Genomic DNA, 20116 nt, shown 5'->3' on the forward strand with positions numbered 1-20116 from the left:
ACACGGATTCCCCGACGGCATCGACATCATCGCCCGTGCCGCCGGAGTCGACCACAACACCGTCAACCAGGGCAGAACCGAACTCGACACCCACAACACGCCAACTAAATAGCTGACAGGCTCTTAGGGTCGGATTGAGCGGTCGCGTTCGCCATCGATTCGTCGATGGCGAACTGCGCGAACAACGGAGCCATCGGACGCCGCGGCCGCAGCAACGCCTCCAACTGCATGCCGTAGACGCCGTTGCGCAGCCCGAGCAGAGTCGCGGTCGCCAGGGCGCTCAGCCCGGTGCCACCGCCGCCGATCACGCCGACGAAGGCAAACTGCGAGCCGCCGGTGAACATCAGCAGGCTGAGGGTGCAGGTCTGCGCCACGCTCAGTCCGGACGCCACCCCGAGCGCCCCGAACGAGACTCCGTAGATGCCCACCGCGGCAGCGATCGACAGCCCGGAGCGGACGGCGGGAGTGAGGCGGGGCACCCGCGGCACTCTATTGCCCCGGAGCGATTCCGGCGGCGCGGAGCAGGCGTTCGATGGTGCCGAAGCCGCGGGTGGTCGCCTTCGATCCGAGCTTGGCCTGGACGGCGGTCGTCGGATCCCCGCCGGGAGCGATCTGGGTGACCACCCAGCCGGGACCGGACGCCACCACTGTGGTGCCGAGGGCGTCCAGTTCGGCGCCCGGCACGGCCCAGTCGCCGGCTGCGTCCGGGTCGAAGAAGGTGGCGTAGACGGACCGGTCGACGGCGTCCAGAAGCTCGCGGGTATCCCGCACGAGCGCGTCCAGCGTAGTCAGCGGCTGAATCGGAGCGATGTCGGTGTAGCCGACCCGCTCGGCCAGCGTCGTCCGCACCCGCTCGATCAGCGCAGTCGGCGGAATCGTCTGCGGTTCGAACAGCACCGTGCCGTTGGTCTGGAACGATCGGACGCCGACCGCCCCGGCGGCGGTGAAGGCGTCCTCCAGCACGGGACGGCTCGGGCTGTGGCTGCGTGCCTGGCCCAGGTTCATGTTCCGGAAGAAGGCGACCTGCCGGGACGTCATCGGCCGGCGGGACCGTCGTCGGTATCGGTCCAGGCACCCGGCTCGTCGACGATCAGGACGGCGCCGTGCGCGGATTCCTTCGGCGCCAACGCGTGGGCCAGGTGGTAGACGCCGACGGTGACGATGGTGCCCAGGGCGATGCCGCTCAGCACGAAGTCGGGAGTGATCTCCAGCGACACGTTCCCGATGCCGATGATGATGCCGGCCGAGACCGGAACCAGGTTGATCGGATTGCCGAAATCGACCCGGTTCTCCTTCCAGATCTTGGCGCCGAGCAGGCCGATCATCCCGTACAGCACGACGGTGATGCCGCCCAGAACACCACCGGGCGTCGCCGACACGATCGCGCCGAATTTAGGTGAGAAGCCGAACAGGATCGCGACCACCGCCGCCACCACATAGGCGGCCGTCGAATAGACACGAGTGGCCGCCATCACGCCGATGTTTTCGGCATAGGTGGTGGTCGGACCGGCGCCGACCGCGGTCGCGATCACCGAACCGACACCGTCCGCGGCAATCGCGCGACCCATATACCGGTCGAGGTCCGAGCCGGTAATCTCGGCCACCGCTTTCACATGCCCGGTGTTCTCGGCGATCAGCGCGATCACCACCGGCAGTGCGATCAGGGTGAATGCGACGTTGAAGTTCGGCGCGTGCAAGCCCACCACATTGGTGGCGGCGTTGAACTGCCAGTGAGTCAGGTCGGTGAGCGGCGGAAAGCCGAACAGGGGAGCGGCGTCCACCGCGCTCCAGTCCACCCGCAGATGGGTGGTGGCTTCGCCGGCTGCCGGGCTGAATGACGTGATCGGGCCGGTCAGGACGTCCGCCAGCCAGCTGACCAGATAGCCGATCACCAGCGACAGAAAGATCGCGATCCGGCCCAGGAACCCCTTCACGCCGACGCTGAGCACCACCACCACGAGCATCACGAACAACGCGATCCATTGGTCCTGCGGCCAATAGGTGCCGGCCACCACCGGGGCAAGATTGAAGCCGATCAGCATCACCACCGCGCCGGTCACCACCGGCGGCAGCATGTGGTGAATCACCCGCGAACCGGCGAAATGAATGATGACGCCGACGATGAACAGCAGAATTCCCACCCACAGCATCGCGCCGCTCAGATCGGCCGGATTCCCGCCGGCGCCGTAGATCGCGGTGGCCACGCCGACGAAGGACGCCGATGAGCCCAGATAGCTGGGCACCCGGCCCTGCACCACCAGCAGGAAGATCAGTGTCGCGACGCCGGACATCATCACCGCTAACTGCGGATTCAGGCCCATCAACAGCGGGAACACGAAGGTGGCGCCGAACATCGCCACCACATGCTGGGCGCCCAGTCCGATCGTCTTGCCCCAGGACAGCCGCTCGTGCGGAGCGACCACCTCGCCGGGCCTCAGCTTTCCGTCCCCGTGCAATGTCCACAGCGGCATGGCGGTCCCTCTCGTCTCAGGCGCGGCGACAGCACCCTACGCCGAGCGGTCGCCGCGACCCCGAGGGTTGCGAATTCGGTGAGACATGGGCGGCGAGACCGTGTCCTGTGCCAGGTGCCGGACTGTGCCTGAGGGAGGGCTATGTTCGTACAACAGGCGTACACTGACGGCGTGACCGTGACATCAGAACCAACGCGCCGCAAGGATGCGCGCCTCGCCGTGCGCCTCACCGCGGATCAGGACGCGCTGATCCGCGACGCCGCCGCCGTGACCGGCCAGTCCCTGACCGAGTTCGTGACCACGGCCGCCGTGACCCGCGCCGAGGACACCCTGGCCGACCGTCGGGTGTTCCGCCTCGACGACGCTGCCTGGGCCGAGTTCACTGCGATCCTCGACCGCCCGGCCCGGCGCATCCCCGAGTTAGTGAAACTGCTCGACGAGCCGGCACCTTGGGACGAGTGAACCCGCAGCGGCCGCGTCCGATCGAACCGTCCGACAACACGGCTGGCTTCGACTCGGGGGAGGAGTCACTCGACCGATACCTTGCCGATCGAGCGCTCACCAACCACCTCGCCGACCTCGGGCGCTGCTACGTCTGTGTGGACGCCGACGCAGGCACGATTCTCGGCTACTACACGCTGTCCGCCGTCGCGGTCGAGCACGCCGACCTGCCGGGCAGGGTGCGTCGAAACGCGCCCAATCCCGTGCCCGCCGTGCTGATGGGACGCCTCGCCGTTGACGTCACTATGCAGGGCACCGGGCTGGGCCGGTTCCTCGTTCGCGAGGCGATCCTCTCCACGCTCGCGGCAGCCGACCGGATCGGAGCACGCATTCTGCTCGTCCATGCACTGCACGAGCGGGCGGCGACCTTCTACGAGAAGCTGGGCTTCAAGCGGTCACCCACTGACCCGCTGCACCTGTACCTGTTGCTGGCTGACGCCCGGAAGGCTGTCGGCGGCTGAGGTCTCGCCGTCGATGATCACCGCGCCTCACCGGAGGAGAGTCCCGACGTGCGTTGTTCGTCGCGAGCGCGGCGGGTCTGGTCCAGCATCTGCATGTCTTGCTCGAGATCGGGGTGCCCGATGAGTCGGTCGAGTTCGACCACCAGCTCGAGTTCGGTGACAGCGGGGTTCGCCGGTGACCGGCGCGGTGGTGTCGGGGTTCCAACGTGCGCTGCGGATGATGCGGATGCTGTCGGAGGACGAGGCTGATCTCGCCATCGTCTTGGCGACGTTGTCCGGTGGGAGGCCGTATGACCTCGCGGTGCCCACGGCCCGTCTCGAGGCGGCCTACGAGGAGGACCGCGCCAAGGTTGCGCCACTGCTGGCGTCCATGGCTCGTCGTGGAGTCCTCGTCGAGAACCAGCGCGGCTGGCGAGTCGTCCGCTGACAGAAGAAGCCGACGAGGCCGAGCCTGGTCGTCACGACGTCTGAGGGTGCGCCCGACGCCCCACGCGAGGCGTCCCGGTGAGAAGTTCGGGTGGGAAATCCCCACAACGGGTGTGGGTGAGCTAGCCTCACAGCCAACCGTGCAGCATCGACCCGTAGGAGTGTCATGCCGGAAAGTCTCATCGAACGCGCGCTTCGCACCGCCACCGATACCAAGGCGATCGAGGCGGGACGTGGTGTGGTCAGCCGAACCGGCGAGGTGTTCGCCCGCCTGTTCCCAGGACGCACCGCGATCATCGTCGCGGATGAGAATCACTGGCGGGTGGCCGGTGAGCAGGTGGTCGCCTCGCTGACCGCTGCCGGCGTTCCACAGGCGACGCCCTACATCTTCCCCGGCACCCCCACGTTGTACGCCAGCTACGACAACATCGAGACGTTGCGCGACTCGATCGCCGACATCGACGCGGTGGTGGTCGCGGTCGCGTCCGGCACCCTCAACGACATCGCCAAGCGCACCTGCGCCGAGTTAAACCGGCCCTACATGTGCGTGGGCACCGCCGCCTCGATGGACGGCTACGCCTCGTTCGGCGCGTCCATCACCAAGGACGGCTTCAAGCAGACCCTCAGCTGCCCGGCCCCGGCCGCGGTGGTCGCCGACCTCGACATCATGGCCGGAGCGCCGCAGCGGCTGACCGCCACCGGCTTCGGCGACTTGATCGAGAAGGTGCCGGCCGGCGGCGACTGGATCATCGCCGACGAGCTCGGCATTGAGCGGATCGACCCGGCCGTCTGGGACTTGGTGCAGGGGCCGCTGCGCGACGCGCTGTCCGACCCGCAGGGCTGCAAGGACGGCAACCCGGACGCGCTCAGCGGTCTCGCCGAGGGACTGATCATGTCGGGTCTGGCGATGCAGGCGTTCGCGTCCTCCCGTCCGGCCTCCGGCGGCGGCCACCACTTCAGCCACCTGTGGGAGATGGAGCACTATGGGCTGGACTGGGATCCGCCGCTCTCGCACGGCTTCAAGGTCGGGCTGGGCACCGTCTCGGTGGCCGCGCTGTACGAGGTGGTGCTGGCCAAGGACATTCCGGCGATGATCGACATCGACGCCGCGGTCGCCGCCTGGCCCAGCTGGGAAGAGACCGAGGCGAAGGTGCGGGCCGCGCTCACCCCCGATCTGCACGAGGCGGCGATCGGCCAGGCCAAGGGCAAATACCTCGACGCGGACGCCCTGCGCGCCCGGCTGAACCTGGTGGTCGAGCGCTGGCCGTCCATCTCGGCGCGGCTGCGCGACCAGCTGCTGCCGGCGAAGGTGCTGCAAGAGAAGCTGGACATCGTCGGCGCCATCACCCACCCCGATCAGATCGGGATGGACCGCGACCGCTTCCGCGACACTTACCACCGGGCTCGCTGGATCCGGTCGCGGTATGTGCTCACCGATCTGCTGACCGAGGCCAACATCATCGACCCGCTGGTCGATGAGCTGTTCGCGCCCGGCGGCTACTGGGCCGAACGCTTCTGAGCGCGGGCCCGACCCCAAGAACCCTGGCCGCGACGTGGCGGCCGAGAAAGGAACACGCAGGATGTCAGACGAGAAGTATGTGTGCGGTATCGACTACGGCACACTCTCCGGCCGGGCGATCATCGTCCGAGTGAGCGACGGCAAAGAGATGGGCACCGCCGTCCACGAATACCGGCACGCGGTCATGGACCGGGTGCTCAGCGCGCACAAGGATGAGCCGCTGCCGCCCGAGTTCGCCCTGCAGTACCCCGAGGACTACATCGAGGTGCTGAAGATCGCGATCCCCGAGGCGATCCGGAACTCCGGCGTCAAGCCCGAGGACATCGTCGGCGTGGGCACCGACTTCACCTCGGCCACCGTGATGCCGACCGATGAGAACGGCTGGCCGTTGTGCCAGCGGCAGGAGTATGCCGACCGTCCGCACGCCTACGTGAAGCTGTGGAAGCACCACGGCGGCCAGGCTGAGGCCGACCAGATCATCGAGGTGGCCCGCAAGCGCGGCGAGAGCTGGCTGCCCCGCTACGGCGACACCCTGTCGTCGGAGTTCATGCTGCCGAAGCTGCTGGAGACCTTCCACAAGGACCGCGAGATCTACGACAAGATGGTCTACTTCGTGGACGCCGTGGACTGGATCGTCTGGCAGCTGACCGGCAACTACGTCCGCTCGGCCGGCGCGACCGGCTACAAGGCGCTCTACCAAGACGGCAAGTTCCCGTCCCGTGACTTCTTCGCCGATCTCGATCCGGAGTTCGCCGGTGCGCTGGACAAGCTGGAGGCCCCGGTCGGCCAGCTCGGCGACAAGGCCGGCGAGATCACCGAAGAGGCGGCGGCCTGGACCGGTCTGAAGGCCGGGACGCCGGTGTCCGTCGGCAACATCGACGCCCACGTGGCCACCCCGGCGGTGCAGGGCGTGGAGAACGGTCAGCTCACCGCCAGCCTCGGCACCTCCGCGGTGTACGTGGTCTCCGGTCCCGAGTTGCGCGAGGTGCCGGGCATGTTCGGCGTCGTCGACGGCGGCCTGGTCAAGGGTGCCTGGGGCTTCGAGGCAGGGCAGTCTGCGGTGGGCGACATCTTCGCCTGGTTCGTCAAGAACTGCGTCCCGCCGTCCTACCACGACGAGGCCGCCGGACGCGGGATCTCCCTGCACCAGTTGCTCACCGAGAAGGCTGAGAAGCAGAACATCGGCGAGCACGGCCTGGTCGCCATCGACTGGCACAACGGCAACCGCTCCATCCTGGTCGACACCAACCTGTCCGGCCTGATCCTCGGTCAGACGCTGACCACCACGCCGGAGGACCAGTACCGGGCGCTGCTCGAGGCGACCGCCTTCGGCTTCCGGACGATCATCGAGTCGTTCACCTCCAATGGCGTCGAGATCACCGAGGTGATCGCCGCGGGTGGTCTGCTGAAGAACAAATTCCTGATGCAGATGTACTCCGACGTGACGCGCAAGCCGCTCTCGGTGGCCGACACCGGCTACGCCGGCTCGCTCGGTTCGGCCATCCACGGTGCGGTGGCGGCCGGGGTCTACCCGAACGTCCACGCGGCCGCGGCGGCGATGGGCAAGAAGATCCCGAACGTCTACACGCCGAACGAAGAGGCGTCCGTGCAGTACGACAAGCTGTACGCCGAGTACAAGGAGCTGCACGACTACTTCGGTCGGGGCGGCAACAAGGTGATGTACCGCCTGAAGGACATCAAGCGCCAGGCAATGGGTCACTGACCCGGTAAGCGCTGATTTCGCCGGTCGAGCTTGTCGAGACCTCTCGCAAGGGGGGTTTCGACAAGCTCAACCGGCGAAATGCCGCATTGAGCCAGTCTGTTCGTACGCCGCAGTGCCCGTTTCGCCCCTGCAAGAAGGGAAGCCACCGATGACGATCCGCTTGACCGAGTTGCCCGCAGAGGTGCAGGCCGCCGTCCAGCGCACCCGCGAAGAGGTCGCCGCGCTGCACGCCGAACTGACCCGCTACCAGCTGGTGGTGTGGACCGCCGGCAACGTATCCGCACGAGTGCCCGGCGCCGAGCTGATGGTGATCAAGCCGTCCGGGGTGTCCTACGACGAACTGAGCGCCGAGACGATGGTGGTCTGCACCCTGGACGGGGTGAAGATCGACGACGGAACGCCCGAGCGGCTGGCGCCGTCCTCCGATACCGCGGCACACGCCTACGTGTACCGGCACATGCCCGAGGTCGGCGGGGTGACCCACACGCACTCCACCTACGCGACCGCCTGGGCGTCACGGGGCCAGGAGATCCCGTGTGTGCTGACCATGATGGGCGACGAGTTCGGCGGACCCGTCCCGATCGGGCCGTTCGCGATCATCGGCGACGACTCGATCGGACGCGGCATCGTGGAGACCCTGCGCGGCTCCCGCTCCCCGGCGGTGCTGATGCAGAACCACGGCCCGTTCACCATCGGCAAGGATGCCGAGGCGTCCGTCAAGGCGGCGGTGATGTGCGAAGAGGTGGCCCGCACGGTCCACATCGCCATGCAGCTGGGTGAGCCGATCTCGATTCCGCAGGAACTCGTCGAACGGCTCTACGACCGCTACCAGAACGTCTACGGCCAGCACTGAGCGCACGGCGTCGGGCTGACCGGACTCCTAGGGAAGCTGTTCCCTAGACCGTCGCGGGAACCGGTCGCTCCGACCATGAGTCATCGGACTCGTCGCTGAGCGGACCGTCCGCGACCGCACGAAAGAGCGTGACGAGACGCCGAGCTTCGATGTCGGACGCGAATTCTTCGGCCACCCGCGAGCGGCCGGCGATGCCGAACCGTTTCCGCTTTTGTTCGTCGGCGACCAATTCTGCGATCGCGTCGCGGAGGGCGGCGACGTTCCCGGGAATCACGACGCGTCCATTCACACCGTCGGTGACCAATTCGGTCACCCCACCCACGTTCGTGGCGATCACCGGTTTGCCCTGTGCCATCGCCTCCATGAGCGATACCGGGACGCCCTCGGCGAAACTCGGCAGCACGAACACATCACAACGTCGCAGATGTTCCTGGACAGCGGGCTGGCTCTGGTATCCGGTGAAGCGCACCGCGCCATCGATGCCGAGTGCGGCCGCGCGTGCCTCGAGTTCTGCCCGCTGCGGGCCGTCGCCAACCAGAGTGAGCTCGAGCTTCGCGCCGGACGTCGCCAGTTCCGCGACCGCGTCGAACAGCACGGTCACGCCCTTCACCTTGTCGAGCCGGCCGACGAACAGCAGTCGTGGCGGGCCTGCCTCGCGAACGGCGTCGAGATCGATCTCAGGGAGTTCGACGCCACAGTGGACGATGCGCACTCGATGCCAATCCGCGGGGGAGCAGAGAATGCTCGCCTGCGCACGGGCGAACGAGCTGATCGTGGCGCAGAACGCCGACTTTCCGATCTTCGTGCCGACTTTCCATTCGTGCGCCTCGAAGAAGATTCCCGGGCCGTGCAGCGTGAAGCTGAACGGGATTCCGGAGAGTTCCGAGGCGAGCATTGCGACGGTGCAGCAGGCATCGGCGAAGTGGTTGTGCAGGTGCGTCACACCGCGGCGGCGCATCTCTTCGGCAAGATGTGCCGCTTCGACGAAATATGCCGCCTGCTTAGCGGTGCCGCGCAGTCCCAGGCGACGTGTCTTCACGGCCAGCTTCAGCGTCGAGAAGAACCTCTTTGGGGACCGCCGCGCCGCCGCACGCAGGTCGCCGAGGATCGAGGGCAGGGGTGACGACAACAGATAGGTAGTGGCGGCCCGTTCGCTCAACTGCTGGGGGCCGACCATGTGTTCGTCGCCCGTTCGGCGTACAGAGAAGCGCTCGACTTCGACGCCGGCGCGCTCGACGGCGAGGATCTCGCGCTGGATGAACGTGTCGGTGGCGCGCGGGTACTCACCGGTGAGGTATGCGATCTTCATGCCGCAGGGTCCTCCGCCCCGGCCAGGCTTGCAAAGGCCCGCTCGGCGACCAGATCGATGTCGCTCACGGAACGGGCGAACGACTCCTCTAGCGAATAGCGAGGCTGCCAGTCGAGCACCTGTTTCGCTGCTCGGTTCGTGTACACGAACGGCTTGAAGCGCGCGTCGAGACGCTCCGGCACGACGATTCCCGGGAACTTTGCGCGTCCACCTACCAGGCGCCTGTTCGCATAGGCGAGGCTGCTGGCCAAGAGGCGGAGCACCGGCCAGGGAACCGTGACCGATGACGGGATCTCCTGGTAGCGAGCCAGTGCGCGTATGTACTCGGCCTGGGTGGGCAGATCGTCGTCGACGAGGTTGAGCGTGGTGCCGGCCGCCCGGTCGCTGGTCAACCCGAGCGTCATGGCCTGGACACAGTTCTCGACATACGTCATCGGCAGAACGGAATGTCCGCCGACCTTGAGGAATCGGGGACCGAGCGGCGAGCCCAGCAGCGAATGCCACAGGTTGTCTCGCCCGTAGATCATCCCCGGCCGAAGGATCACGACCTCGAAATCCGACGCCGCCTCGCGATACAAGGTCTCTTGAATCAGCTTCGTCCGGGGGTATTCGTCGCGTCGCGCCGGCACGCTTTCCAGAGGCGTCGATTCGTCGATCTGCGAACCGGCGGGGAGGCTGGAGTAGTCGTACACCGAGAAGGTGCTGATGGCGACCAGCCGCCTGACCGGCGAATCTGCCATCGCGTTCAGCAGATTCTCGGTGGCCAGCACGGTCCCGGCGAATTGCGTGGAGAAGTCGCCGGACTTCGCGGCGGCGAGATGGATGACGGCATCCACATCATCGAGCGCGCCCGCCAGGGTGCGGCGATCGCGCAGGTCGGCCCGCACCACATTGAGCCGCGGATGACGGGCGATGGACGCCAGCGGATTCGCCGACGCCGGCCGCGCCAACGCCGCTACGTCGTGTCCGGCGGCGAGCGCGTCCGCGACCGCATAGGCGCCGACGAAACCGGTGGCTCCGGTAATGAAGACCTTCATGCTGTCTCCTCCTGAAGGGAGCGGCCGGCGACAAGACGATCGATCAGGCGACTCGCCGCGAGCATGTCGTCAGCAGTCACCGGGGTGGGCGAACCGGACGCTAGTGCGCGGTAGGTGAGATCGAGGTAATTGGAGAGGCCGGCGTACGGGCCCTGCTGCAGGATCTTGCGCTTCAACGAGCGGGGCCCGCCGATGAACTGGTGCACGCCGTCCTTCATCATGTTGACGATCGGGCCGAGCTGTTTGCCTCCGGGCTGACCCGCGATCGTGGTCGTCCGGCCCGAGAAGAGCTCGGCTTGCGCATAACCCCGTGACCCTCGCACGGTAATCTCGAAGCAATCGGGCGCGAGCAGGGCAGAAAATCGAATGCGGGCGTGAACCGGACCATTGTCTCCCTCGCCGACGAGCACGGCGTCGAGGTCGTCGACCGGGATGTGCGCCAGGGGACTGTGCTTGCTCCACGCACTCACCACGCGATGCCAGGTGACGTTCGGGGCGAAGTGGCCGACCAGGTAGGCCATGTGGGTGATGAAGTCGTGAATCACGCCGGCGGGCAGGTCGTGAATCGGGCTCGGCAGATTCGGGTCGCCGAAGCGTCCAGCCGGGTCGGTCACCGGAAGACCGATCCGGATCTCCACCTCGCCGATGTCGCCGAGTGCCCCGTCGGCGATCAGCTCGTCGATCTGCTGAATCTCGGGATTGAAGCGGTAGTTGTGGTTCTCGACCACCACCCGCCCCTGCCGGTCGGCCTCGTCCAGCAGAGCCACGAGTTCATCGGCATCCAGCGCGATCGGCTTCTCGCAGATCACGTGTGCGCCGGCGGCGAGTGCGGTTCGAGCCAGTCGACTGTGGGTGGTCGGAGGGGTGAGCACGTGCACCACATCGGGTCGGGACTGCTCCAGCATCTCCTCCAATGAAGCGAAGGGGGTTGTGCCGTACTCATCGGCCGTCCATCGGCGCGCGACCGGCGACAGGTCGCATACGCCCACGAGTTGGGCAAGCGGCGAATTGGAGAGAAAGGCAAGGTGTTGCCGGGAGATGTCCCCCGTTCCTACGACTGCGGCACGCAACGGGTGTCTGTCGGGGGATTCGGTCTGGGTTGGTCGCATACCTCTCAATTCGCTCGCCACCGTGGATCGGGTTAGCGGTCACAGGCCGGTGGCGACAAAGTCGCCGCCTGCGACCGCTCTAGCACATTACAGACGCTAAGGGACGTTCACGAGTCGCGACCAGATTGTGGCGGTGGCCGGCGCGTCGGCTAGGCCGCCTCGGCTCGTGGTGGCTCCAGTCAACACAAGGAGCCAAGCCGCCGCGGCATGAGCGCACGAGGCCCTGACGGATGCCCGCCCGATCAGATCCAGGACCGCAGCCACATCCGGGACAGCCATTGTGAATAGGGCAGCAGACCGTCGGTGAGCACCGGATAGATCCAGGCGAAGTTGAGTGCGACCAGAGCGACCGCGACGCCGACCAGGATCGCGCCGCGCCGGCGTCCGGGGCTGTCGGCGGGACCCAGGATCAGCCCCATCACCAGGGCCAACCCGATCACCGTGAACGGCACCAGGGTGATCGCGTAGAAGAAGAACTGCGGGCGGTCGGTGTAATTGAACCAGGGCAGATAGCTGGCCAGTGCACCGAGTACCGGGACGCCGAAACGCCAGTCGCGTCCGCCGATCCACCACACCATGCAGACCACCAAGGCGATCGCAGCCATCCACCACAGCACCGGGGTACCGATCGCCATCACCTCCCGGATGCAGGTCTCAGTGCCGGTGCAGCCGTCAGTTCCGGACTGGATGTCGTTCACCACGTCGAACGAAGTGGGCCGTAGCAGCAACAGCCAGCCGGCCGGGTGGGCGTCGTAGGGATGGGTGGCGTTGTTGATGTAGTCGCCGGTGTGGAACTCGTAAATCTGCTTGTGGTACTGCAATAGCGAAGCGAAACGCTCGCCGAAGGCGGCCACCCACGGGTGGTCGGGATTGTCCTCGCCCCAGCTGCGGTCGTAGCCACCGGTGGTCAGCAGCCACCCCGTCCAGGTCGACAGGTAGACGGCGACGGCCACCACGACCATCCGGACCACGGCCGGAATGCCGTCGACCAGCACCGCCAGCCACGAGCGCCAGTTGGCGCCGGCCAGCCGCCTCGCCCCGACGTCCCACAGCACGGACAGGACGCCGAAGACGGCCAGCACGAAGACCGAGTTCCACTTGCACCCGAGTGCGGCGCCGAACATCACCCCGGCCGCGAACCGCCACGGTCGCAGCCACACCACCGGTCCGAAGCTGCCGCCCAAATCGTGCCGTCCGGTGCGCTCCAGAATGGTGGCCAACCGATGTCGGTACCAGTCCCGGTCGGCGACGCAGCAGGCGACCGCAGCCACCAGGAAGGTGGCCTGGAAGATGTCCAACAAGGCGGTGCGGCTCATCACGAAGGCCAGGCCGTCCAGGGTCAGCAGGACGCCGGAGATGCCGCCGATCAGCGTCGAACGCGACAGTCGGCGGGCCAGCCGGGTGGTGGCGAAGACCAGCAGCGACCCGAACACGCAGGCCATGAACCGCCAGCCGAAGGCGTTCATCCCGAACCACTGCTCGCCGAGCGCGATCAGCCATTTGCCCAGCGGTGGGTGGACGACGAACGCCGGGGTGTCCGACCAGCCGGTGACATTGCCCGCGACGATGGCGTCATTGGCCTGGTCGGGCCAGTTCCGCTCATAGCCGAAGTGCAGCAGCGTCCAGGCGTCCTTGGCGTAGTAGGTCTCGTCGAAGATCAGGCCGCGCGGATAGCCCAGGTTCTGGATGCGGATCAGGAAGGCCAGCAGGGTGATGGCCAGCGACACCACCCAGCCCGCTGCGGCGTCGGTCATGGTGCCGTCGCGGAGCCGCTCGACGGTGCTCAAATCGTCGCGGGAGGTCGGCGGACGCCACCTGCCGCGCGGCGCCGCGGACGGCGGGAGCCAGTTGGTCTGCCCCGCGTTGGCCCCGGCCGGGACGTCGGCCGTCGACTGGTCGGCGTCCGGACGGCTGTCGGTTGCGGTGGCGTCGGTCATCGAGCCATCCTAGGAGGTTCCGGACGGTGATCCGAACGGCAATGTGGAAGGGTGGGAGGCATGGACGGACCGGGTGTGCTGGTGCTCGCCGGCACCCCCATCGGGGACGCCGCCGGCGCCGCCCCGGCCCTGCTCGCGGCGCTGGCCGACGCCGACCTGATCGCCGCCGAGGACACCCGGAAGTTCCGCGACCTGTGCCGTCGGCTCGGGGTGGCTCCGGCGGGACAGGTGGTGTCGTTCTTCGACGGCAACGAGGCCGCACGGGTCGACGGACTGGTCAGGCAGTTGCTCGATGGGCGCACCGTGGTGGTCGTCTCGGACGCCGGCATGCCGGCGGTCTCCGACCCCGGTTACCGGCTGGTCGCCGCGGCGGCCGCCGCCGGCGTCCGGGTGACCGCGGTGCCGGGACCGTCCGCGGTGCTCACCGCACTGGCGGTGTCCGGGCTGCCCACCGACCGGTTCTGCTTCGAGGGCTTCCTGCCGCGCAAGCGCGGTGACCGACGGGCGCGGCTGGCCGGACTGGCCGCCGAACGGCGCACCATGGTGTTCTTCGAGGCCCCGCACCGGCTGGCCGACTTCCTCGACGACGCGTCCGCGGCGTTCGGGGCAGGGCGGCGGGCGGCGGTCTGCCGGGAACTGACCAAGATCCACGAAGAGATCCTGCGTGGCGGGCTCGGCGAGCTGGCCGACTGGGCGAAAGGCGAGGTCCGCGGCGAGATCACCGTGGTCGTCGAGGGCGCGGCGGGCGCCGGCGGCAGCCTGCCCGAGGCCCTGGCCAGCGTCCGGCTCGCCACCGGAACGGGCCGGCGGCTGTCCGAGGCGGTCGCCGAAGCGGCCGCTGCGCACGGCGTCTCCCGCCGCGAGTTGTACGACGCCGCACTGAAGGACCGAGCCGATGAGTCGTGAACTGCCCCCCGCCCCCGAGCCACTGCCGGCGCCCACCACCGACGCCCACACCCACCTGCTCAGCACCAGCGAGTTCTCCGGGCTGGCGATCGGGGACGCGGTGGCACGGGCCCGGTCAGTGGGCGTGACCCGGTTGGTGGAGGTGGGTTGCGACGTGGCCAGTTCGCGGGCCGCGATCGAGATCGCCGACGCCCACCCCGAGGTGATCGCGTGCGTCGCGCTGCACCCCAACGACGCCGCCCGTGCCGGTGCCGGGCTGGGGAGCGAACTGGCCGCCCTGGCCGCGCTGGTCGGCGCCAGCGACCGCGTCCGAGGAGTCGGCGAGACCGGGCTCGACTACTTCCGAACCCGCGATGACGAGGGGAAACGGCGACAGCGGGAGTCATTCGCGGCCCACCTGGCCTGGGCTCGAGAGCACGATCTGGCGATTGTCATCCACGACCGGGAGGCCCATGCCGACGTCCTCGACGTGCTGGACGCCGAAGGTGTGCCGAAGCGTTTCATGATGCACTGCTTCTCCGGCGACGCCGCGTTCGCCCGGCAGTGCCTCGACCGGGGCGCCTGGCTGTCCTTCCCCGGCACGGTCACCTTCAAACCCAACGAGGCGCTCCGCGAGGCGTTCGACCTCACCCCCGACGACCGGCTGTTGGTCGAGACCGACGCCCCCTACCTGACCCCCGTCCCGCTGCGCGGCAAGCCCAACGCGCCCTACCTGCTGCCGCACACCGTCCGCTTCCTGGCCGAGCGGCGGGACGCCGATCTGGCCGAGTTCTGCGGGCTGCTGGCAGCGAACGCGTCCGCACTGTTCGGAGACTGGGGACGCGATGGCTGAGAGGTCTCGACAAGCTCGACCAGCGGATGGGGGACACGATGGCTGACGGACTGCTCGACCCCCGCCGGATCCGCGAACTGGCGGCGGAACTCGACCTGCGACCGACCAAGCAACGCGGCCAGAACTTCGTTCACGACGCCAACACGGTGCGCCGGATCGTCACCGCCGCCCAGCTGAGCGCCGACGACGTCGTGCTGGAGATCGGGCCGGGGCTGGGTTCGCTCACCCTGGGCCTGCTCGACGCCACCGCCTGGGTGCATGCCGTGGAGATCGACGACCGGCTTGCCCGCCGGCTGCCGGTCACCGTCGCCGAACGGCAGCCCGGCGATGAGAACCGGCTCACCGTGATCGAGGCGGACGCCCTGCGGGTCGACCGGCTGTCCGGGCCGCAGCCGACCACCGTGGTGGCCAATCTGCCCTACAACGTCAGCGTGCCGGTCCTGCTGCATGTGCTGGCCAGATTCCCGACCATCCGGCACGGGTTGGTGATGGTGCAGGCCGAGGTGGCCGACCGGCTGGTCGCGCCACCGGGCTCGAAGGTGTACGGCGTCCCCTCGGTGAAACTGGCCTGGTACTGTGCCGCCCGCCGGGTCGGTTCGGTGTCGCCCGCAGTGTTCTGGCCGGTGCCCAACGTCGATTCCGGGCTGGTCCGGCTGGAGCGGCGCGACCCGCCAGTCCCGAGCGCGCGACCGGAACAGGTGTTCTCCCTTGTCGACGCCGCCTTCGCGCAACGCCGCAAGATGCTGCGCTCCGCGCTCGCCGGCGTCTTCGGGTCGTCCGCGGCAGCCTCGGACGCCCTGATTGAGGCCGGCATCGATCCGCAGGCCAGGGGAGAGGTGCTCGATGTCGGCGACTTCGCGCGGTTGGCAGGTGTGAGGAATGCCAACGTGCTGCGCATCGGCTAGCTTTGCGGACGTGGCGTCACCCCTAGCCCCCGAGACCGACTGGGTCCGCGTCCGGGTCTCCGGAAAGATCAACCTGGCTCTCCGGGTCGGTGCTGTCCGCCCGAACGGCTATCACCCCTTGTCGACCGTGTTTCAATCGGTGTCGCTGTTCGACGAGGTCGGCGTCCGCTGGGCCGCGCCGGGATGCTTCTCGGCGACGGTGACCGGCGACCAGGCCGCGCTGGTCCCGACCGACGGACGCAATCTCGCTGTGAAGGCCGCCAAGCTGCTGGCCGACGAGTACGGCCCGCATCGTTTCGGCGCCGAGTTGGCGATTCGCAAGACAATTCCGGTCGCCGGCGGCATGGCCGGCGGTTCGGCCAACGCCGCCGGTGCTCTGCTGGCCTGCTCGGTGCTGTGGGATCTCGACATCTCCCCCGACGAACTGCGGGTGTTCGGCGCCCGGCTGGGCGCCGACGTCCCGTTCCAGCTGATGGGAGGCACTGCGCTGGGCACCGGACGCGGCGACGAGCTGGTGCCGGTGCTGAGTCGGGGCACCTACCACTGGGTGCTCGCGCTGAGTGCCGACGAGCTCTCCACCCCGGCAGTGTTCCACCGGTTCGATGAGCTCAACCCGGACGCCCCGGACGAGCTCGCGATGCCCACCGACGTGATGAATGCCCTAGTGGCCGGCGACGCGGGGGCACTGGGCGGCGTCCTGGTCAACGACCTGGGGCCTGCCGCTGCGTCGCTGCGTCCCGAACTGGTCCGGGTGCTCGAGTTCGGACGCGAGGCCGGCGCGCTGGGTGCCATCGTGTCGGGCGCCGGACCCACCTGCGCCTTCCTGGCCGCCAACGAGGCCAACGCCGTCGACCTGTCGGTGCGGTTCTCCGGCGAAGGCCTGTGCCGTGCCGTCCGCCGGGTCACCGGTCCCGTTGCGGGTGCCCGGCTGATCACCACCTGAGCGGAACCGGTGGCGAGGCTGTACCTACTTGGCCGAGTCGTCCAGGTATATCTCCGCGGCCAGCTGGACGGCGGCGTACGACGGGGCGACGACGCCGGCGACCGGGAAGGCCAGGAAGGCGGCCGAACCACGGCGGACCACGGGGCCCAGGGTGTCGACGATCGTGCGGAAGCTCATGGCTTTCTCCTTCAGTCCTGAATGTGTGATCGGTGCGCCATCAAGTCTTCGGCACCGCATTCGATGCGTCCAATAACGGAACGACATGTAAATCATGCATATCCCGCATATATTGTTGTCGGAGGGAGGTGTGGGAATGGACAGCGATGCCTTGCGATGGTTCGAGATGGTGGCGGACGGCGCGACCGTGACAGAGGTCGCCGAGTTGGAGATGCGTTCGCAGCCGGGCGTCTCCCGTGCCCTCGCCCGGCTCGAGGAAGAGGTCGGCGCGGCGCTGTTCCAGCGGTCCGGACGCCTGCTCTCGCTGACCCCGGCCGGTGCCGCCTTCCACCGGCATGTCGGCGCGGCTCTGCATCGCCTCGATGACGGCATCGCCGCGGTCCAGCAGCTGGTCAGCCCGGAGACCGGGACCGTCAGCGTTGCCTTCCAGGCGTCGCTGGGCACCTGGCTGGTGCCCGACCTGATCGGCAGCTTCCGGGCGCGGTTCCCGCAGGTGCGGTTCGATCTGCGCGCCAAGGCGGACGAGAACACCACGGCGGTCGGTCCGCGCGGCACCGTCGATCTCGAGCTGTCCACTCTGCACGCCACCGAGGACGACGTGGTCTGGCACCTGTTGCTCCGCGAACCGATCCGGCTGCTGCTGCCCCAGGGCCATCCGCTGTCGGACCGGCGACGGGCACGCATCGCCGAGGTGGCCGACGACCTGTTCATCACGCTCCGCCAGGCGTCCCTGCTGCGTGCCACCCTTGATCAGCTGTGTGCGCGAGCCGGCATCGAGGTCGAGGTGGCGCTGGTCGCCGACGACCTGCCGACGCTACGTGGCTATGTCGCGTCCGGGCTGGGGGTCGCGATCATCCCGGCGCGCTGGGACGCCGGCGCAATCGAGCCCTCCTCGCCGCGGGTGCACTACCTGGAACTGGCCGATCCGGACGCGGTGCGCGAGGTAGGCCTGTCCTGGAACGGTCGCCGGGGACGCCTCCCGGCGGCGGAACTCTTCCGCCAGCACGTGCTGCGTCGCGCCGAGGAGGGCAAGCTGCCGCGACCGGTGCCGATCCCTTGAGGGCGCTCAGCGGAAACCGCCTATTCAGTGGAGGTCGCAGTGCCGCGAGGACGGTCGAGCCGTGGCGCCGGCTGCAGGTGGCGCATGCCGTTCCAGGCCAGATTCACCACGTGCGCAGCGACCACGTCCTTGTCGAGGCCCTGTTCCCGGTTGTCGAGCCACCATTGCCCAGTCAGTGCGACCAGCCCGACCAGCATCTGCGCGTACATCGGGGCCAGCGCCGGGTCGAGCTGGGTCTTGGAGAACTCATCGGCCAGTAGGTCTTCGGCATGTCCGGCGACATCGGACAGGATGGTCGCGAAAGAGCCTTCCGGTGAGGTGGCGGACGACCCGCGCGAGATGATCAAGAAGCCGTCGGGGCAGGCGTCGATGTAGTCGAGCAGGGCCAGGGTGCCCAATTCGATCAGCCGGCGGGCACCGGCGCGCGGCGTGGTCAGCGCCGACCGGATCGAGGTGTGCAACGCCCTCACCTCGCGATCGACGACCACCGCATACAGGCCTTCCTTGCCGCCGAAGTGTTCGTAGACGACGGGCTTGCTGACCTCGGCGTGTGCCGCGATCTCTTCCACCGAGGTGCCGTCCACGCCCCGCTCGGCGAACAGTCCGCGGGCCACCTCGATCAGCTGCTCGCGACGCTCTGCACGGGTCATCCGGACACGCACCCGCCGGGCGCGACCGGCGGGTGCAGACGAGGTTGGCACCCGCCCAGTCTGACGGTAGCTGTGGCGGCGCGCCAACCCGGCGGGATGCGAGGCGCGGCCGGGCACCGTAGAGTGTGGCTCGATCCCCGGTTGGTCTTCCGGCAGGGCCCGCCTGACTTTGAATCAGGATTAGCGAAGTAGGTTCGACTCCTACCCGGGGAGCGTATGGCCGCAGGGGCTTAGCGGAGTCTCCTAGACCAGCCAGGAGTTGACGAACGGAATCCGTACCAGGATGGCGCTGGCCAGGGCGCTGACCGCCAGTACCCCGATCCAGATGAGTGGGATGCCCACCGCCGTCGGCAGGAGCCCAGGGGAGAGGTTGATCTCTTCCGTGAGCCGGACGAAGGCCGGATGGATCAGGTAGATCGGCAGGGTCCAACGCGCGATGACGGCAAGCCGTGGGCTGGTGGTGGCTTCGTCGCTGCGGTCGATGAACAACAGGAAGACTGCCACGGACATCAGCACGACGCCGAGGAAGAGATAGTTGTAGATGCCGTTGACGGGCTCATTCCTGGCCACCGACAGCCACGACGTCATGCCGATGATGACGGCCGCGCCGAGAACGGCCCCGACGTAGGACGCCGGACGCACCCACGACGGCAACTCCGCACGATGCTCATGCAGGACGTGGCCGAGCACGAAGTAGAACGGGAAGCCCGCGACCAGGAAGGGCGCGACCCGTGCCACCAGGTCGGTGGACAGGTGGCCGGCCACGGGGATCAGTGCCACGGTCGGCAACAGCACGCTCGCGGTGCCGATGAGCACCAGCAGGTAGCGAGTGAGCACCGGGCTGGTGGCGATCTGCTGCAGCAGCGGGATGAGTGCGTAGACGCCGGCCATCGCCGGCAGGTACCAGAGGTGGTAGTAGCCTTCCCAGAACTGTCGGGCGAGGAAGTCCAGATTCCATTTGCTCTCGAAGGTGGCGTTCGCGGCGGCGTAGGCGGCGCTCCAGAACACGTACATCACCAGCAGGCGCAGGATGTAGTGCGTCCAGATCCGCTTCGGGGCGTCCTGGCGTCCCGGTGCGAGGAAGAGGACGCCGGAGATCATGAAGAAGATCGGCACGCACCACCGGCTGAGTGACCCGTAGACGTTGATCGCCTGCCAGTCGGCGGAAGCGGGCGGGATGTCGTTCCACGCCATCGCGGCCACGTGCACCATCACGACGGCGGCGGCCGCCGCGACCCGCAAGCGGTCGACATACGCCAATCTGGCCACTGGTCTCACTTCCGTCGGATTCGGCACT

Annotated in this window: 22 protein-coding genes and 1 tRNA gene; 12 read left to right on the top strand and 11 right to left on the bottom strand. The window is 68.1% G+C overall.

From position 1 onward, the window contains the following. Positions 1 to 104: 104 nt before the first annotated feature. Genes QM619_RS08370 through QM619_RS08380 form a run of 3 tightly spaced genes read right to left on the bottom strand, consistent with a single transcriptional unit; the run spans position 105 to position 2471 of the window. Positions 105 to 479: an AzlC family ABC transporter permease gene (locus QM619_RS08370; protein ID WP_415106722.1), complete on the bottom strand. Its 375-nt coding sequence runs from the start codon at positions 477 to 479 to the stop codon at positions 105 to 107. A gap of 10 nt (positions 480 to 489) precedes the next feature. Next, positions 490 to 1038 carry a DUF1697 domain-containing protein gene (locus QM619_RS08375; RefSeq protein WP_415106725.1) on the bottom strand — a complete coding sequence of 183 codons (549 nt, stop codon included), beginning with the start codon at positions 1036 to 1038 and terminating at the stop codon, positions 490 to 492. Then, on the bottom strand, positions 1035 to 2471 hold the full coding sequence (locus QM619_RS08380) for a uracil-xanthine permease family protein (protein WP_415106728.1): 1437 nt from the start codon (positions 2469 to 2471) through the stop codon (positions 1035 to 1037). The genes QM619_RS08375 and QM619_RS08380 overlap by 4 nt, the downstream gene beginning before the upstream one ends. Before the next feature lie 141 nt (positions 2472 to 2612). On the opposite strand from QM619_RS08380, the gene QM619_RS08385 reads away from it, so the two are divergent. After that, the gene (locus tag QM619_RS08385) at positions 2613 to 2933 is read left to right on the top strand and encodes a DUF1778 domain-containing protein (RefSeq protein WP_415106731.1); all 321 of its coding nucleotides are present in this window, start codon (positions 2613 to 2615) and stop codon (positions 2931 to 2933) included. Further along, on the top strand, positions 2930 to 3433 hold the full coding sequence (locus QM619_RS08390) for a GNAT family N-acetyltransferase (protein WP_415106734.1): 504 nt from the start codon (positions 2930 to 2932) through the stop codon (positions 3431 to 3433). The genes QM619_RS08385 and QM619_RS08390 overlap by 4 nt, the downstream gene beginning before the upstream one ends. A 17-nt stretch (positions 3434 to 3450) precedes the next feature. Here the strand turns inward: QM619_RS08390 and QM619_RS08395 are convergent, their stop codons facing one another. Then, on the bottom strand, positions 3451 to 3576 hold the full coding sequence (locus tag QM619_RS08395; protein WP_415106737.1) for a hypothetical protein: 126 nt from the start codon (positions 3574 to 3576) through the stop codon (positions 3451 to 3453). Between the two features lie 32 nt (positions 3577 to 3608). Between QM619_RS08395 and QM619_RS08400 the strand changes: the two genes are divergently transcribed. The 4 genes from QM619_RS08400 (at position 3609) to QM619_RS08415 (ending at position 7954) form a co-directional block, all read left to right on the top strand. Beyond that, positions 3609 to 3860 (top strand): hypothetical protein, encoded by a 252-nt coding sequence (locus tag QM619_RS08400; protein ID WP_415106740.1) that lies wholly within the window; start codon positions 3609 to 3611, stop codon positions 3858 to 3860. A gap of 165 nt (positions 3861 to 4025) precedes the next feature. Then, positions 4026 to 5378 (top strand): sn-glycerol-1-phosphate dehydrogenase, encoded by a 1353-nt coding sequence (locus QM619_RS08405; RefSeq protein WP_415106743.1) that lies wholly within the window; start codon positions 4026 to 4028, stop codon positions 5376 to 5378. Positions 5379 to 5439: 61 nt separating this feature from the next. Beyond that, entirely contained in the window at positions 5440 to 7101 is a 1662-nt protein-coding gene (locus QM619_RS08410; RefSeq protein ID WP_415106746.1) for a ribulokinase, read from the top strand. A gap of 148 nt (positions 7102 to 7249) precedes the next feature. After that, the gene (locus QM619_RS08415; RefSeq protein ID WP_415106749.1) at positions 7250 to 7954 is read left to right on the top strand and encodes an L-ribulose-5-phosphate 4-epimerase; all 705 of its coding nucleotides are present in this window, start codon (positions 7250 to 7252) and stop codon (positions 7952 to 7954) included. Positions 7955 to 7997: 43 nt separating this feature from the next. Here the strand turns inward: QM619_RS08415 and QM619_RS08420 are convergent, their stop codons facing one another. The 4 genes from QM619_RS08420 to QM619_RS08435 all read right to left on the bottom strand — a co-directional run bounded on the left by QM619_RS08420 (position 7998) and on the right by QM619_RS08435 (position 13196). Continuing rightward, entirely contained in the window at positions 7998 to 9263 is a 1266-nt protein-coding gene (locus tag QM619_RS08420) for a glycosyltransferase (RefSeq protein ID WP_415106752.1), read from the bottom strand. Beyond that, positions 9260 to 10300 (bottom strand): NAD-dependent epimerase/dehydratase family protein, encoded by a 1041-nt coding sequence (locus QM619_RS08425; RefSeq protein WP_415106755.1) that lies wholly within the window; start codon positions 10298 to 10300, stop codon positions 9260 to 9262. Before QM619_RS08425 ends, QM619_RS08420 begins: the two co-directional genes overlap by 4 nt. Beyond that, positions 10297 to 11430 carry a Gfo/Idh/MocA family protein gene (locus tag QM619_RS08430; RefSeq protein WP_415106758.1) on the bottom strand — a complete coding sequence of 378 codons (1134 nt, stop codon included), beginning with the start codon at positions 11428 to 11430 and terminating at the stop codon, positions 10297 to 10299. The genes QM619_RS08425 and QM619_RS08430 overlap by 4 nt, the downstream gene beginning before the upstream one ends. 221 nt (positions 11431 to 11651) lie before the next feature. Then, positions 11652 to 13196 (bottom strand): dolichyl-phosphate-mannose--protein mannosyltransferase, encoded by a 1545-nt coding sequence (locus QM619_RS08435; protein ID WP_415106960.1) that lies wholly within the window; start codon positions 13194 to 13196, stop codon positions 11652 to 11654. A 210-nt stretch (positions 13197 to 13406) separates the two neighbouring features. Here QM619_RS08435 and rsmI point away from each other — a divergent pair, with 210 nt between their 5' ends. From rsmI to QM619_RS08455, 4 genes are read left to right on the top strand one after another with little or no spacing between them, the layout of a single operon-like run. Then, positions 13407 to 14252: a 16S rRNA (cytidine(1402)-2'-O)-methyltransferase gene (gene rsmI, locus QM619_RS08440; RefSeq protein WP_415106761.1), complete on the top strand. Its 846-nt coding sequence runs from the start codon at positions 13407 to 13409 to the stop codon at positions 14250 to 14252. Continuing rightward, a complete protein-coding gene (locus QM619_RS08445) occupies positions 14242 to 15084 on the top strand; it encodes a TatD family hydrolase (RefSeq protein WP_415106764.1) in 843 nt (280 codons plus the stop codon). The genes rsmI and QM619_RS08445 overlap by 11 nt, the downstream gene beginning before the upstream one ends. Before the next feature lie 38 nt (positions 15085 to 15122). Beyond that, entirely contained in the window at positions 15123 to 15989 is an 867-nt protein-coding gene (gene rsmA, locus QM619_RS08450; protein ID WP_415106767.1) for a 16S rRNA (adenine(1518)-N(6)/adenine(1519)-N(6))-dimethyltransferase RsmA, read from the top strand. 10 nt (positions 15990 to 15999) lie between these two features. Further along, positions 16000 to 16932 (top strand): 4-(cytidine 5'-diphospho)-2-C-methyl-D-erythritol kinase, encoded by a 933-nt coding sequence (locus QM619_RS08455; RefSeq protein WP_415106770.1) that lies wholly within the window; start codon positions 16000 to 16002, stop codon positions 16930 to 16932. 24 nt (positions 16933 to 16956) lie between these two features. On the opposite strand, the gene QM619_RS08460 is transcribed toward QM619_RS08455, so the two are convergent. Next, a complete protein-coding gene (locus QM619_RS08460) occupies positions 16957 to 17109 on the bottom strand; it encodes a hypothetical protein (RefSeq protein ID WP_415106773.1) in 153 nt (50 codons plus the stop codon). Positions 17110 to 17245: 136 nt separating this feature from the next. On the opposite strand from QM619_RS08460, the gene QM619_RS08465 reads away from it, so the two are divergent. Then, positions 17246 to 18169, top strand: a complete 924-nt coding sequence (locus QM619_RS08465; protein WP_415106776.1) for a LysR family transcriptional regulator — start codon at positions 17246 to 17248, stop codon at positions 18167 to 18169. Between the two features lie 20 nt (positions 18170 to 18189). Here QM619_RS08465 and QM619_RS08470 read toward each other — a convergent pair whose 3' ends face one another. Then, positions 18190 to 18819 (bottom strand): TetR/AcrR family transcriptional regulator, encoded by a 630-nt coding sequence (locus QM619_RS08470; RefSeq protein WP_415106962.1) that lies wholly within the window; start codon positions 18817 to 18819, stop codon positions 18190 to 18192. 134 nt (positions 18820 to 18953) lie between these two features. On the opposite strand from QM619_RS08470, the gene QM619_RS08475 reads away from it, so the two are divergent. Beyond that, positions 18954 to 19032, top strand: a tRNA-Gln gene (locus QM619_RS08475). Between the two features lie 30 nt (positions 19033 to 19062). Here QM619_RS08475 and QM619_RS08480 read toward each other — a convergent pair. Then, complete coding sequence (locus QM619_RS08480) at positions 19063 to 20088, bottom strand: acyltransferase (RefSeq protein ID WP_415106778.1); 1026 nt, start codon at positions 20086 to 20088, stop codon at positions 19063 to 19065. Positions 20089 to 20116: the final 28 nt, after the last annotated feature.

This window comes from Micropruina sp. (genome assembly GCF_047606665.1).
GTDB lineage: Bacteria > Actinomycetota > Actinomycetes > Propionibacteriales > Propionibacteriaceae > Micropruina.